The 14,000-nt window shown below is 57.6% G+C and carries 13 protein-coding genes; 3 read left to right on the top strand and 10 right to left on the bottom strand.

Going from position 1 to position 14,000, the window contains the following annotated elements; genetic code table 11:
• Window positions 1–10: 10 nt before the first annotated feature.
• Window positions 11–613 carry a 5'-deoxynucleotidase gene (gene yfbR, locus OGM81_08940; GenBank protein ID UYJ42464.1) on the top strand — a complete coding sequence of 201 codons (603 nt, stop codon included), beginning with the start codon at window positions 11–13 and terminating at the stop codon, window positions 611–613.
• Here the strand turns inward: yfbR and dusB are convergent, their stop codons facing one another.
• Entirely contained in the window at window positions 614–1,591 is a 978-nt protein-coding gene (dusB, locus tag OGM81_08935) for a tRNA dihydrouridine synthase DusB (protein UYJ42463.1), read from the bottom strand.
• A 159-nt stretch (window positions 1,592–1,750) separates the two neighbouring features.
• On the opposite strand from dusB, the gene polA reads away from it, so the two are divergent.
• Both polA and tsaD read left to right on the top strand, forming a co-directional pair.
• On the top strand, window positions 1,751–4,264 hold the full coding sequence (gene polA / locus OGM81_08930) for a DNA polymerase I (protein ID UYJ42462.1): 2,514 nt from the start codon (window positions 1,751–1,753) through the stop codon (window positions 4,262–4,264).
• Window positions 4,265–4,430: 166 nt separating this feature from the next.
• Window positions 4,431–5,438 (top strand): tRNA (adenosine(37)-N6)-threonylcarbamoyltransferase complex transferase subunit TsaD, encoded by a 1,008-nt coding sequence (tsaD, locus tag OGM81_08925; GenBank protein UYJ42461.1) that lies wholly within the window; start codon window positions 4,431–4,433, stop codon window positions 5,436–5,438.
• 43 nt (window positions 5,439–5,481) lie between these two features.
• Here tsaD and OGM81_08920 read toward each other — a convergent pair whose 3' ends face one another.
• Genes OGM81_08920 through OGM81_08880 form a run of 9 tightly spaced genes read right to left on the bottom strand, consistent with a single transcriptional unit; the run spans window position 5,482 to window position 14,000 of the window.
• Entirely contained in the window at window positions 5,482–6,324 is an 843-nt protein-coding gene (locus OGM81_08920) for a glycosyl transferase family 6 (protein ID UYJ42460.1), read from the bottom strand.
• A 4-nt stretch (window positions 6,325–6,328) separates the two neighbouring features.
• Window positions 6,329–7,606 carry a polysaccharide ABC transporter ATP-binding protein gene (locus tag OGM81_08915; GenBank protein UYJ42459.1) on the bottom strand — a complete coding sequence of 426 codons (1,278 nt, stop codon included), beginning with the start codon at window positions 7,604–7,606 and terminating at the stop codon, window positions 6,329–6,331.
• A 13-nt stretch (window positions 7,607–7,619) separates the two neighbouring features.
• On the bottom strand, window positions 7,620–8,480 hold the full coding sequence (locus tag OGM81_08910; protein ID UYJ42458.1) for an ABC transporter permease: 861 nt from the start codon (window positions 8,478–8,480) through the stop codon (window positions 7,620–7,622).
• Window positions 8,481–8,492: 12 nt separating this feature from the next.
• The gene (locus tag OGM81_08905) at window positions 8,493–9,461 is read right to left on the bottom strand and encodes a glycosyltransferase (protein ID UYJ42457.1); all 969 of its coding nucleotides are present in this window, start codon (window positions 9,459–9,461) and stop codon (window positions 8,493–8,495) included.
• Between the two features lie 30 nt (window positions 9,462–9,491).
• On the bottom strand, window positions 9,492–10,559 hold the full coding sequence (locus OGM81_08900; protein ID UYJ42456.1) for a glycosyltransferase family 2 protein: 1,068 nt from the start codon (window positions 10,557–10,559) through the stop codon (window positions 9,492–9,494).
• Window positions 10,560–10,573: 14 nt separating this feature from the next.
• Entirely contained in the window at window positions 10,574–11,044 is a 471-nt protein-coding gene (locus OGM81_08895) for a GNAT family N-acetyltransferase (GenBank protein UYJ42455.1), read from the bottom strand.
• Window positions 11,044–11,457 carry an FdtA/QdtA family cupin domain-containing protein gene (locus OGM81_08890; GenBank protein ID UYJ42454.1) on the bottom strand — a complete coding sequence of 138 codons (414 nt, stop codon included), beginning with the start codon at window positions 11,455–11,457 and terminating at the stop codon, window positions 11,044–11,046. Before OGM81_08890 ends, OGM81_08895 begins: the two co-directional genes overlap by 1 nt.
• A 27-nt stretch (window positions 11,458–11,484) precedes the next feature.
• Window positions 11,485–13,038, bottom strand: a complete 1,554-nt coding sequence (locus OGM81_08885; GenBank protein UYJ42453.1) for a glucosyltransferase domain-containing protein — start codon at window positions 13,036–13,038, stop codon at window positions 11,485–11,487.
• Complete coding sequence (locus tag OGM81_08880) at window positions 13,035–14,000, bottom strand: glycosyltransferase (protein UYJ42452.1); 966 nt, start codon at window positions 13,998–14,000, stop codon at window positions 13,035–13,037. The genes OGM81_08885 and OGM81_08880 overlap by 4 nt, the downstream gene beginning before the upstream one ends.

Here is a 14,000-nt window from a genome sequence, read left to right as displayed (position 1 = left end):
ATCGTGCAAGATGAAAACTTATCCCTTCAGTGCCCTGCTGGGCCGTATGAAGTACATCACCCGCTGGAGCCTGATGCGCAGCGGCCGCGCCGAAAGCCTGAGCGAGCATACGGCAGACACCGCCCTGCTGGCCCACGCGCTTTGCTTAGTTGGCCAAAAGTGCTTGGGCACCGGAGCCGACCTGCGGCCCGAAATGGTAGCCACGGCGGCGCTGTACCACGATGCGCCGGAAATTTTGACCGGCGACATGCCCACCCCAGTGAAGTACAAAAATGAAGCCCTGCGCAGCGCCTACAAGGCGGTAGAGCAGGAAAGTGCCCGGCTGATGGCCAGCCTGCAGCCCGAAGCCCTGCGCAGCGAGACCGAGGAATTTTTGACCGGCCGCGTGCTAAATGACGCCGAGCGGAAAATTTTAAAGGCAGCGGACCGGCTCTCGGCCTTAATCAAGTGTTTGGAAGAGTGCCAGAGCGGCAACCGGGAGTTTGAAGCCGCGCGGGAGCAGCAGCTGGCCGCCCTGCACGGAATGGACTGCCCCGAAGCGGAGTATTTCATCACCCACATGCTGCCGTGCTATACGCAGAATCTGGATGAGCTGACGAGAGGAAGGTTTTGATCACTCCTGCAGCCGATACACCGCATCGATGAGCTTGTCCACATCGGTGAAATGCTCCAGCATGGAGCAGTAGCGCCGCAGGGAGGCTGCACCCCGCAGACCCTTCATATAGTGCATGGCCTGGCTGCGGGCCTGAGGCATGGCGAGCCACTCGCCTTTTTCCTCGCACATTTCGTAAATTTGCGCCCGCAGGGCGTTCATCCGCTGGTTCAGCGTCGGCTCAGCGGGGGCTTCCTCGCCCAGCAGGGCCGCGCGGATCTGCTCAAACAGCCACGGGTCGCCCAGTGAGCCGCGGCCGATCATCACGCCGTCGCAGCCGGTCTCTTTTAATAAGGTAAGCGCCCCCTCGGCAGTGGTAATATCGCCGTTGGCCAGCACCGGGATGGACACCGCCTGCTTGATGGCGGCAATTGCACCGGCATCAATGGGTGGCACGTACATCTGCTCCCGCGTGCGGCCATGCACGGCGATCAGGTCCGCGCCGTTGGCCTCGCACTGTTTTGCCACCTCCACGCCGGTCATGTGTTCGGCGTCCCAGCCGATGCGCATCTTCACCGTCAGGGGCGTATCCTCGCCCAGGGCGCGGCGGGCCGCAGCGACCATCCGTCCGCAGAGGGGTGGGTCCAGCAGCAGCTTACTGCCCGCACCGCTGTTGGTGATTTTGGGCGCGGGGCAGCCCATGTTGATGTCCAAAATGTCAAACCGGATGCCCTTTTCCCGCACCAGCAAAACGGCCTTTTCCAGGGCTTCCGGCTCACAGCCGAACAGCTGGATAGCGTACAGCCCGTGGGGGTGGGCATCTTTGAGCAGAGCAAAGGACTTTTGGTCGTTAAAGTTCAGGGCCTTGGCGCTGGCCATCTCGCTGACGGTCCAGGCTGCACCGTGGTCGGCCATCAGGTGGCGGCAGGCAGCGTCTGTCAGGCCTGCCATCGGGGCAAACACCGCCCCCACAGGGATCTGCAAATTGCGTAACTGCATAGTTCCTCTCTTGTAGCGCCGCCTTTGGCTCCCTCCAAGGGGGCTTTTGCGCGGCCGCTTTTACTATTTGAATTTCAGATTCTATTCTACCATAAATCCCGCATTTGTGGTATACTAAAAGATAGATTGTTTACATCCGATTTAAAAAGGAGCAACGCTATGAAACTGATGGTACTGGACGGCAACAGTCTGGTCAACCGCGCGTTTTTCGGCATCAAGCTGTTGACGACCAAGGACGGCCGCTATACCAACGCCATTTACGGCTTCCAGAATATACTGCTCAACCTGCTGGCCGCCCACAAGCCCGATGCTGTGGCCATCGCCTGGGATTTGCGCGCCCCGACGTTCCGCCACAAGGCCTACGACGGCTACAAGGCCACCCGCCACGGCATGCCCGAGGAGCTGGCCCAGCAAATGCCCGTACTGAAAGAATTGCTGACCGACCTGGGCTTTGTGCAGGTAAGCAGTGAGGGCTGGGAGGCCGACGATATTTTGGGCACCCTGGCCGCCGCCTGCGAGGCCGCCGGCGGCACCACCCTGCTGGCCACCGGCGACCGGGACAGCCTGCAGTTGGTGGACGACAACACCACCGTTCTGCTGGCCACCAACAAAGAGACGATTTCCATGGACCCCGCCGCCATCCGCGAAAAGTATGGTGTGGAGCCGCAGCAGCTCATAGACGTCAAGAGCCTGATGGGCGATTCGTCCGATAATATCCCCGGTGTGCCGGGCATCGGCGAAAAGACCGCCCTGGCCCTGGTGGCGAAGTTCGGCACGCTGGAAAATATTTACGCGAACCTCGAGGACAAGGCCATCAAGCCCGGCCAGCGGGCCAAGCTTTCTGCCAACCGCGATAAGGCGGACCTGTCCTACATGCTGGGTACCATCCGCAAGGACGCGCCCATCGAGACGGACCCCGCCGCCTATATCCGCCAGTCCGGCGACCCCGCCGCAGCCGCCCAGCTGCTGGCCACGCTGGAAATGCATAAGATGGTGGACCGCTGGGGTCTGGAGGAGAACGGCGCCGCTGCCGCCCCCGTGGACGCTGCTCTGCCGGAAGAAGTAGAGCCGGCCCCCCTGCCGCTGCTGGTGGAAGGCCGCCTGTTTGTGGCCCAAAACGCCGACGGCGGCTGGTACGCCGTACAGGGACAGGAAGTCTACCTGCCAGACACCGACCGCCTGGCCGCCCTGCTGGACAGCGATGCCGAAATCTGGGTCTTTGACGCGAAGCCCCTCTACCGCCTGGCACTGGAGCAGGGGCATATTGGCAAAGCCCTGCATTTTGACGGCAAGCTGGCCGCGTACCTGCTCAATCCTTCCGCTAGCAGCTATGCGGTAAAGTCTCTGGCTGCTGAGTACGGCGTGGCGGCGGCGTTCCACTGCGAAGCCGCCCCCGATGCCGGGGTGCTGGCCGCGCTGCTGGAAAAGCTGGCCGCCGAACTGGACGCCAGCGGCCAGCGCAAACTGCACGATGAGATGGAGCTGCCGCTGGCCCGCGTGCTGGCGGACATGGAGCGCATCGGCTTTGCGGTAGACGCCGACGGCATCCGCGCCTTTGGCGACAGCCTGCGGGGCGAGCTGGACGGCATCCTGCAGAATATCTACACTGAGGTGGGCTACGAGTTCAACGTGAACAGCCCCAAGCAGCTGGGCGAAGCCCTGTTTGACAAGCTGGGCCTGCCGCCGCGCAAGAAAAACGCCCGCGGCTACTCCACCGACGCCGCCACGCTGGAAAGCCTGCGTCCTTACAGCCCGGTCATTGATGAGATCTTAAAGTATCGCACCTACGCCAAACTGCTGTCTACCTACGTAGATGGCCTGTTGGCGGCGCAGGCGGCGGACGGTCGGGTGCACTCCACCTTTATCCAGACCGAGACCCGCACCGGGCGCATCTCCTCCACCGAACCGAACCTGCAGAACATCCCCATCCGCACCGAGCTGGGCAGCCGCCTGCGTGGCTACTTTGTGGCCGGGGACGGCCAGCAGTTGGTGGACGCCGATTACTCCCAGATCGAGCTGCGCATTCTGGCGCACATCACCGGCGACGAGCACATGCAGCAGGCGTTTTTGAACGGCGCGGACATTCACCGCTCCACCGCCGCCAAAATTTACCACATCCCCGAAAGCGAAGTCACGCCGCAGCTGCGCTCGGCCAGCAAGGCCATCAACTTCGGCATCATGTACGGCAAGGGTGCCTACTCGCTGAGCAAGGATCTGGACGTCTCGGTGAAAGAGGCAGACGCTTTCCTGAAGACTTACCTTGACACCTTCCCCAAGGTGGACGGCTACATGCAGGACTGCATTGCCCACGCCAAGGAGAAAGGCTACGTGGAAACGCTGTTTGGCCGCCGCCGCGCCCTGCCGGAGCTGGCCAGTTCCAACTTCCAGGTACGCGCCAGCGGCGAGCGGATGGCCCGCAACACGCCCATCCAGGGCACGGCCGCGGACATCATCAAGCTGGCTATGGTGCATGTGTGGCAGCGCCTGCGGGATGAGAAATTGCAGGCCCGCCTGCTGCTGCAGGTACACGACGAACTGATCGTAGAGGCACCGGACAGTGAAGTGGACACCGTGCGCCGCATTTTGCAGGAGGAAATGGAGCATGTGGTGCACTACAACGTGCCCCTGACCACCGAGGTAGGCACCGGCAAGACCTGGCTGGAAGCGCATTAAAGTTTTCTGCGCAGAGGTGTAGGGGGCGAGCAGTGCTCGCCCGCCTGCTTGATGAGGCCGCACTTTTTCGGGAAAGTTTCTTGCCTGCCAAACGGCCGCGGGCGAACAGTGTTCGCCCCTACAAAGTGCTTCTGGCAGTTCAAGAGTCACAATAAGGGTGATTGAAATGTATGTTTTAGGAATTGAATCGACCTGCGATGAGACCGCGGCGGCAATCGTGGAGGACGGCCGCAAGGTCATCTCCAACGTGATCTCCACCAGCGTGAAAGAGCAGGCCCTATACGGCGGCGTTGTGCCGGAGATCGCCAGCCGCCGCCATGCCGAGTATATCAGTGCCACCGTGGACAAAGCCCTGGCCGATGCCAACATGACCATGAAAGACGTGGATGCCGTGGCCGTAACCTTTGCGCCCGGCCTGATCGGTGCCGTGCTGGTGGGCGTCAACTTTGCCAAGGGCCTGGCCTATGCGGCAGGCAAGCCGCTGGTGCCGGTGCACCACCTGCGCGGACATATCGCCGCCAACTATCTGACCCACCAAAGTTTGCATCCGCCGTTTCTCTGCCTGGTGGCCAGCGGCGGGCACAGCCACATCGTGATGGTGGAGGATTGGTGCCGCTACAAAGTTCTGGGCCGCACGGTGGACGACGCCGCCGGCGAAGCCTACGATAAAGTAGCCCGCACGCTGGGCCTGCCCTACCCAGGCGGTCCCAGTGTGGCCGCCGCCGCCCGCGACGGCGACCCCCACGCCTACAAGCTGCCCGTGCCCCATGTAGAGGGCAAGTACAACGTCAGCTTCAGCGGCCTGAAGACCGCCGTCATCAACGAGGTGCACAACGCCGAGCAGAAAGGCCAGCCGGTCAATGTGGCCGACATGGCCGCCAGCTTCCAGGAGCGCATCGACCAGATCCTGGCTAAGAAGCTGCTCTCCGCTGCCTCCGATACCGGTGCCAAGCAGGTCGTGCTGGCCGGCGGCGTCGCCGCCAACGGCCGCCTGCGCCAGCTGGTAAACGACGGTGCCCAAAAACTGGGTGCCCGCGTCTTTTTGCCGGAGCTGAAATACTGCGGCGACAACGGCGCCATGATCGCCGCCCAAGGCTACTACGAGTACCAGGACGGCAACCTGGCCGATTGGACCCTGAACGGCCTGCCCACGCTGGGGATCGATTATCGGTAAAAATAACCAAGGAGCACAACCTCTACAGGCTGTGCTCCTTGGTTTATTTTTCTTTCCTACGGGGAAGCCATGGGATGTGGCGCTGAATCTTTTGCGCCAATTTTAAAGATACGGCATTAAATTTTTCCTCTCGCGGGGTAAGTTGGCTTTTAGGTGGATCCTTCTTGAATGTATCCACATCGAAATAATGGGACTTTAATCTCAGGTAGATATAAATCGGCTTGTCCAGCGGGTAATCTTCAAAATAGCAGAAGCTGGCATCCAGAAGCCTATAGTGTGGATGGGTCAACGCATACCAGTTGATATGCGACTCATCATGCCACAGGGCAATGACACCTTTCGCCAAATCCTGGTTAATCCGTTTATCCAGCAGGTGGCAAAACTTCAGATACGCTTCCGTTTCACCACCGTTCACCGCACCTGTCACATAGTCACGTCCTACCCCCATCGGGATAAATGCCTTGCTGCGGGGATTACGGTCATAGGTAAACTCGTAATTATACCAAGTGTAAAAACACGGGTGAAGAACGAATACCATCTTCTCGTGCTTTTCCGGACGCGGCAAAAACATTTCTTCTGTGATGGGGGCTTTGAACTCGCAGTTTGCATTGAAGAAATAGATATAATCAAATTTCTTCAATTCATCCTCAATCTGCAAAAAGATTTCAAAACGCTTCAGCGTTGTATAGGGCCACGGCTGCGGTTTTTGAAAGATTCGATGCACACGGGAATTGGATTCTTCTCCCTCCAAGTGGTCTGCATCCGTAAATACGAAGTAATGTACCTCGCACTGTTTCAGCAGGTACTTTTCCGCGCTTGCTAGAAATTCCGGCCACAGTTTCAGGTATTGTCCCGTGCACATATACAGGGCTGCCACTTTTTTCATTCTGTCAGCCCTCCTCACACATACAGGCATCCGGCAACTGGATTACGCCCAAATCTTTTGCGTTCCATTCCAGTCTATTTTCATTTGCTTTTGTATCTACAATTTTGAACTGAATACCAGGTACCCAGTCCTCCACAGCATAACTTCCACCATCGCCAAAAGAAATCGTTGTAAAATAATTGCTGTACTGCCCTGGCGACAGAACTGAAAAGTCGTAAGCCACTGTTACGTGGTTTTCACCCTTATGCAGCTGCAAGCCATACAGGCAGGATGCCGCCAGCGGATTACCAAGCTCATCGCGCACCTCGAACAAAAGTCCGACATGTTCTGCTGCTTCTTTTGCTGTAAAGGTATACTTTACTTTCACCGGCTCGATGCGTTCCATCCCTTCTACCGAAGGCACATCAAATTGCACCGTCTGCAGCCGCAGATTATCCCGCTTGAACCAGTTGTCCCGCTTAACATCGGAATAATCCACATAGGCTGTTGCCTGAGACTTAGTTGCCAAATAAATTGAAATAGCTTCGTCAACATCACCATCAAAAACGACCTTGCCTTTGTCCAGCACGATGCAGCGGTCGCAGAGGTCGCGGATGGTGGCCATGTTGTGGCTGACGTACAGCACCGTGCGGCCGTCCTGCTTGGCGGCCTGGCGCATCTTGGTCAGGCATTTTTTCTGGAACTTCATGTCGCCGACGGCCAAAACCTCGTCCATGATCATAATTTCGCTGTCCAAGTGGGCCGCCACGCTGAAAGCCAGCTTGACGTACATGCCGCTGGAGTAGCGCTTGACCGGAGTGTCGATGAAGTCTCCGACCTCGGAAAACTCGATAATCTGGTCCATCTTGGCGTCGATCTCGGCGCGGGTCATGCCCAGAATGGCGCCATTGAGGTAGACATTCTCGCGGCCCGTCATCTCGGGGTGGAACCCGGTGCCGACTTCCAGCATCGAGGCCACGCGGCCGTACAGGTCAATATCGCCGGAGGTAGGGGCCGTCACGTGGGTCAGCAGCTTCAGCAGCGTGGACTTGCCCGCGCCGTTGGAGCCGATGATGCCCACGGCTTCGCCCTTGTTGACCGTAAAACTGACACCGTTCAGCGCCATAAAGGTGGTGCCCACCAGCCGTTGGTCGGTGCCAATCAAGGTATTGGGGTCTTCCTTGCCGCGCTTGCGGGCCAACCAGCTTTGCAGGTCGCCGCGCAGTGTACCGCCGCCGATCTGGCCCAGGCGATACTGCTTCTTGACGTCCTGCACGCGGATCATCAATTCCTGATTTTCCATGCTGTACCTCCCGTCAGACCGTATCGACAAAGGTCTTTTCCACCTTGCCGAAGAGCGAAACACCCACCGCCAGTAGCGCAACCGTCCAAGCCAGCGAGATGACCCACATCAGCACCGATACCTCGCCGGAGTTGAAGCAGACCGCGCGGAAGCTCTCCATCGGGGCGGTCATCGGGTTGGCGATCATCACCGCGCGCAGCAGCGGGTTGGAGATCATCGACAGCGGGTAGACCACCGGCGTACCGTACATCCACAGCTGCACACCGAAAGTGACAACGACCATCAGATCGCGGTAGCGGGTAGTGACGCTGGACACGATGATGCCGCAGCCCAGGCCCAGCAGGCCCACCTGCAGCACGATGGGAAGCAGCAGCGGCATAGCCGCCCAGTTGGGGGCCACCTCGCCGCGCACCACGTAAAACAGCAGCAGGCAGAAGAACATCACGAACTGCACCAGGAAGTTGATGAACCCGGACAGCATTGTGGAAATGGGCATGGCCAGCCGCGGAAAATACACTTTGCTGAAGATGTTGGAGTTGGTGGTAAATGTGCCCGACACCTTGTTGATGCAGGAGGAGAAGAAGGTCCACACGGCCGTGCCTGCCAGGTAGAACAGCGGCTGCGGCACACCGCCTGTGGACAGGTTGGCGATCGTGCCGAACATGACCGTGTACATAGCCATGGACAGCAGCGGGTTAATTAAAATCCACGCCGGGCCCAGCACCGTCTGCTTGTACAGCACGGTAAAATCGCGCTTGACAAACAGCCAAATCAGATCCCTATACCGCCACAGTTCATCAAAATCCACGCGGGTGCGGCCCCCGGCAGGGCCGTAATGCACATGGTACTGCTTTTTGGGTTGTGTTTGCTCCATGAGTAAAGCTCCTTACGCTTTGTGTTTGAGGAAAGCCTGGTAAACCGGCAGGCCCAACCGCAGCAGTGCGGCACGCAACAGCATACTGCGCCGGCCGGTGCGCTGGGCAAGGTCGCAGTAGGCATCGGCGCAGGCACGGCAGGCTGTGCGGTAGCGCTGCTGTTGGGCGGGGGTGGAAAGGTCGAAGCGGTCTTTCTCGGCCAGATTTTCAATTGCGTCGTTCAAAAGCCCCTCGGCCCGCAGAGTGTCGCCCCTGGCGGCGAAGGTAGTGGTCCATTCCAGCAGGTATTCACTGCGGTCCAGGTAGTTGCGAGGGTCACCCTGGGACATGATGCTGCCGGTGCGCTGGGCATAGCGGTAACCGCGAAAATTCAGGCAGAGGATTTTCCTGCACTGCCCAACCAAATTCGGCAAAAGGAACATATCCTCATACCGCTTGCCCTCGGCATAGCGCAGCGTATGGAACAGCTCAGCTCTGTACAGTTTGTTCCATGCTACCACATAATAGGTACAGGCATCACCGCTGGCAAAGAATTTTTCCCAGAATTGCGGCGGCGTCAACGCTTCTTCCTCACGGTCCGCCGGAGTGCGGTCCGGCAGGGGTTGGTCGTTTTCATCAGTGCAGAGGTAGTGGAAAAGGACTAAATCTGCACCGGACCTTTGCTGGGCACGCAAGGCGCGTTCCAGCGTTTCCGGCTCAAGGCGGTCATCGCTGTCCACGAAGGCTATATATTCACCAGTACAGATGTCCAACCCGCTGTTGCGAGCCGCAGATAAACCGCCATTCGACCGGTGGATGACCCGGATGCGGGTGTCTTTCGCCGCCCAGGCATCGCACAGGGCCGGGCAGTTGTCAGGGCTGCCGTCATCAACCAAAATGATCTCCAAATCGGGATAGGTCTGCCCCACCACGCTGGCCACGCAAGCGTCCAGGTAGCGCTCCACTTTATAAACCGGGATGATTACGCTGATCGTTGGCATGGCAATCCTTTCTTTTTGGGAGAGAGGTAATTATTGAGCAGCAGACTGCTGTTCTAGTTTGATGCGTGCTTCCTCCAGCAGGGCTCGTACTTTGGGTTTCCAGATAAAATGGCGGAACACCTTGGTCATAAAGAACCAGAATTTATTTTCCACCTCGCACCAAAGCCGCGCCGGCAGGGCTTCGCGGCTGTAGTTGACCAGGCGGCAGAGACGGCCAGCGCCAAAGCTACGGAAATGTTCAAGAAAAATCGCTGCTTCATCCGCCAACTGCGGGTCTTTACGGTGGGCGTAGAGTTGCTGGTACTCGTAGATTGTGCGCACCAGACTGGCCCCTAAAAATCCCCTGGCTACTCGATTTTGCTCGTAGACCATCAGGGCGTTGAGCATGTAGTTCTGATAGGAGCTGCGTAAGTGAAAGGTACTGCCCTCGGTCTGGCGGTAGTCAAACATGCAGTCCGGCAAATAATAAATGCCACCGTAGGGCAAAAATTGCGCCGTCAGCATATTATCGTCGATCGTTACACCGCTGGCATAAGGGTCGATACCCTGCAGACCGAGATTACGGAACATCAGTGCGTTGGTATGGATATACAAAAAGCTCCAATACTCCCGCGCTGTCAACCCACACTCACGGATAGGCTTTTCGATTGGCTTTGTTTTGCCGGTGCTTTGCCAGTAATAGCAGCCGTTATGGCCGCAGGCTACATATTGGTGCGCCGTATCAGCGTCCAAAATGTCCGCTTGTTTTTGCAATTTATGGACATCGGTATAAAAATCATCGCCATCCAGGTAACAGATATATTCGCCCTGCGCTTCACGAAAAAGACGGCCCCGGATAGCATTTAACCTGCGAATGCGGCTGCGATTATCCTGCTTCACACCCGGCTGACGTTCCATAACAAACATTCTGATTTTGTCTGGGAATCGACTGCACCAATCATGCAGCTTTTCCTGTGTACCATCATCTGAACCATCATCAGCACAAACTACCTCTACATCAAAAGTTGTCTGCTGACTCAGTACACTCTGCAGAGTCTGATCCACATAGGGTTCCAAATTGTAAAACGAGATCAGGATACTGACCTTAGGTTTCGCCATGGATAAATTCTCCTTTAACCGTTGGTCACTTCATACCAGAGTAGATTGTGCCTATCCGGTGTTGTTTCACAAGGGTGATACCCCTGTTTTTCATAAAAACGACAGGCGCGAACATTGGCCGCGTCTGCGCACCAATAAATGCGTTGTAGTCCAAGTTCGGCAAATCCAAAGGAAAGCATCGCATTCATAGCCCAGGGCGAAACCCCCTGTCCCATAGCGGCTCGCCGCACCGCAATGGCAAACTCCGCCTGTCTGCATTGTTTGTCGATGTTTTTTAAACTTACCGTTCCCAGATACACCCCTTTATCATCTGCCACCGCTCTATGCAGGTTTGGACAATCCGACTGGGCAGCCTGAATGAACGCCTGGCAATCTGCTAATGTCATCGCCCCGAATCGGGCGTGCATATGCGCGACTGCATCCGGGTCATGCATCCACTCCAACATTAGCGGAGCATCTTCAATCTGTAAACGACGCAACTGCATTAGTCTTTGACTCCTCTTTTCACCCGATTCAGAAATTCTCCGTAATCACGGATATAATCATCTGGCGCATAGTAGGAGTCAGCGGCAACGCAGAGAACGGAATTGTCCTGCTGCCACAGCATGTCGCGCCACATGTTGCTTTCCACGATCAGGCCTTTGTCGGGGCTGTCCAGCATAACTTCAGCCTTTTCAAATCCGTCATCCAGTTTGATGAGAATTTTGCCGTAGGGGCACCACAGCAGTTGGCGCAGCTTTTTGTGGGCGTGGCCGCCGCGCTGGACGCCCGCCGGGACGTTGTGGATGTAGTAGATGCGCTTGATGGCAAAGGGCACATCGTGCTCGGCCTCAAAGACCGAGAGGGTGCCCATACCCTCGGCGGTGACGCTTTTCATGCGGATCGTTTGAATAATCATCGTTGTATCTGCCTTTCTTCTGGCATGTTAATCGGACAGTTTAATTACAGCCGCACCATCCACCATGGCAATGCAGCCGCTGGCGGGGTAACTGGGCATGGCCTGCACAGCAGGATTTTCGGCCCAGGCATCCAGTTCCGCCTGTGTGTTGACCACTTTGGCGCTGCTGCCCATGATATTGCCGAACCACCACTTGATGGTGCCGTCATAGGTAATGGCGGAGCCGGAAAGGCCGGTCTCCCCTTCCTCATACAGACGGATCAGGTCGTTGTGGTAGGTGAAGTTGGAATCCGTAAAGTCACCGGAGAAAACCACCGGGGTCTCTCCTTCCACATAGCCGGGCAGGTCCTCCACCTTGGCCATAATGGTATACACCTGGGCGCGTGTGTTCTCGTAGACCAGTTTGCGGTAGGTGTAAGCGCCGTTGGCATAAATCACATTTTGCACGGCAATAAAGGCGCACAGCAGGCAAGCCAGCCAGGCGGCGCTGCGGGGGATGGTGTCCGGCTCCAGTCCAGTCAGCAGCAGCACCAACGCATACACCAGATACACCGGGTACAGCATCAACAGCGTGGGGTGCTTTTCCGACAGCAGATACACCACATTCAGCCCCAGCGGCAGCAGCACTAACAGGATAATCACCTGCACAGCGGCGCGCAGTGGCTTTTTACACAGGGCCAGTACCAGGCAGGCAAGACCCAGCAGCAGGCAGACAGCCGTTGCCAACCGCATGCCACGGTTGTTCCAGACATCATACCCCAGCAGGGTGGTAAATACCTGTTTGTACGCGCCGGGCAGGCGGGCCAGGTAATCCGCCACCCCGGCACGGCTCATCTGCTGCAGGCCGTTATCGCTGTCAATCAACTCCAGATGCTTATAGGCCAGCACAACTTTCAGCGAAACAGCGTACAATACGCCGCCCAGCAGCAGCGAAACCACGGCTGTGACCCCACGGCGCAGATACTCTGCCCAAGCGAGATCCTCTGTCAGGCAATCACGCAGCAGGCAGATCAGGAACAGCCCGATGGCAAACTCGATGTACCCCTGGTATAGTCCCATCGCCAGGCAGAGGCACCCGCTGCAGAACAGCACGCCCCACCAGCGGCAGCGAAAGCGCCGTACCGCGTACACGCCCCAAACGGCCAGAAACATGGCACAGGCATACAAATCCGTTTTATCGTAGTACGTCGCATATAGCAGGGTCACGCTGATTGCCGTGCTGAAAACCGCACACAGCGCTATCGTTGCCTTTTTCCCCAGCTGCAGCAATTTTCCAACCAAGTATACAGCCAGTGAAGTCCACACGATTGTAAATGCTCCATTCAGCCATGGCGCATTGATTCTGCCACGCACAAACCGAAAATACAGCAGTTCGACCCACCGCCCCAGCTGCAGCATAACAACATCGGCATCAAAAACCAGAATCGTGCCGTCATGGCTGGGGAACAGGTTAAACCATGCAAAGCCGTGCGCCAGCAGCATACACAGCGCCGTTGCGGCAAAGCACCATTTCAGGCGGGCCCAATCAAAGGCCCTGACCCGGCGCAGCAGGGCATCTTCCCTGCTCTGCAAAGTTGTCATGCGTGTGTGTCCTCCTCGGCATAGGCGTAGATTTTCTTCAACTCAGCCATATCGCCGTTAATCGGCGGCTGCCAGCTGTGCTGCGCCTTTTTGAACGCACAGTTCTGCGGCACAACCAGACGGCCGATCAGCCCGCGCAACAGGCGGGATTTGTGGCGGTCGTTGTGGTAATACTCCCACGCCAGGCGGACCAGCCGGTCTTGGGGATACAATTCCCGCATCAGCGTCAGCATGGCGCGCCAATCGGCTTCCATCCTGGCGCGGGCCTTCTCGTTGGTGGAAACACCGGTACCGTACTCGTACCAGCGCAGAATCCGATCATAGCAGCGGATCGGAACCCCCTGCACGGCAAACAACCGGGTGGCAAAGTCCTCGGCAAAGCGGACGCGGCCATTCATCTTTTGCAGCGCATCCAGGAAAATTCCGCGCTCGTACATTGTTTCAATGCCGCTGATGCCGTCATCGTACAACAGCACATTGCGGCGGATAGCCTTGTTATCGTAGTGGGCCGCATCGTAGGGGGTGCGGTCAAACGGCGTCTCCCCGGGCAGCTGCACCAGCGTGCCGTCGCTTTCCTGCCGGTAATAGGCGGACTTTCCAAAGGCCACCTGCGGAGCGTCCCTGCGCAGCATGTCCAGCACCCAGCGGATGGTGGAGGCATCGTACACATAGTCGCCCGGCGAGATACCGGCGATCCACTGCCCGCTGGCCAGTTCCACCGCGTGGAGCATATTAGTGACTGTGCCCTGGTTGACCTTGTTTTTGGACAGTTTTACGTTGGTAAAGTCGTGGGCCGCCAAGTAGGCGTGGGTGTCATCCCAGTAATCCTCCGGCGAGCCATCATCGGCGATGATGAGCTCAAAATCGTAGGTATCCTGTATCAGCAGCGAGTCCAGCGTGTGGCGCAGCTGCATTTTATCCGGGTAATACTGTGCCAGAATGATCGACAGCGTCTGTGCCAA

The organism is Oscillospiraceae bacterium (assembly GCA_025758045.1).
Lineage (GTDB): Bacteria > Bacillota > Clostridia > Oscillospirales > Ruminococcaceae > Gemmiger.
This window is presented reverse-complemented; position numbering and strand designations above follow the sequence as displayed.

Excerpts from the sequence above, each read along its gene's own strand:
- yfbR (UYJ42464.1), top strand. The coding sequence starts at position 11 with ATGAAAACTTATCCCTTCAGTGCCCTGCTGGGCCGTATGAAGTACATC.
- dusB (UYJ42463.1), bottom strand. The coding sequence starts at position 1,591 with ATGCAGTTACGCAATTTGCAGATCCCTGTGGGGGCGGTGTTTGCCCCG.
- polA (UYJ42462.1), top strand. The coding sequence starts at position 1,751 with ATGAAACTGATGGTACTGGACGGCAACAGTCTGGTCAACCGCGCGTTT.
- tsaD (UYJ42461.1), top strand. The coding sequence starts at position 4,431 with ATGTATGTTTTAGGAATTGAATCGACCTGCGATGAGACCGCGGCGGCA.
- OGM81_08920 (UYJ42460.1), bottom strand. The coding sequence starts at position 6,324 with ATGAAAAAAGTGGCAGCCCTGTATATGTGCACGGGACAATACCTGAAA.
- OGM81_08915 (UYJ42459.1), bottom strand. The coding sequence starts at position 7,606 with ATGGAAAATCAGGAATTGATGATCCGCGTGCAGGACGTCAAGAAGCAG.
- OGM81_08910 (UYJ42458.1), bottom strand. The coding sequence starts at position 8,480 with ATGGAGCAAACACAACCCAAAAAGCAGTACCATGTGCATTACGGCCCT.
- OGM81_08905 (UYJ42457.1), bottom strand. The coding sequence starts at position 9,461 with ATGCCAACGATCAGCGTAATCATCCCGGTTTATAAAGTGGAGCGCTAC.
- OGM81_08900 (UYJ42456.1), bottom strand. The coding sequence starts at position 10,559 with ATGGCGAAACCTAAGGTCAGTATCCTGATCTCGTTTTACAATTTGGAA.
- OGM81_08895 (UYJ42455.1), bottom strand. The coding sequence starts at position 11,044 with ATGCAGTTGCGTCGTTTACAGATTGAAGATGCTCCGCTAATGTTGGAG.
- OGM81_08890 (UYJ42454.1), bottom strand. The coding sequence starts at position 11,457 with ATGATTATTCAAACGATCCGCATGAAAAGCGTCACCGCCGAGGGTATG.
- OGM81_08885 (UYJ42453.1), bottom strand. The coding sequence starts at position 13,038 with ATGACAACTTTGCAGAGCAGGGAAGATGCCCTGCTGCGCCGGGTCAGG.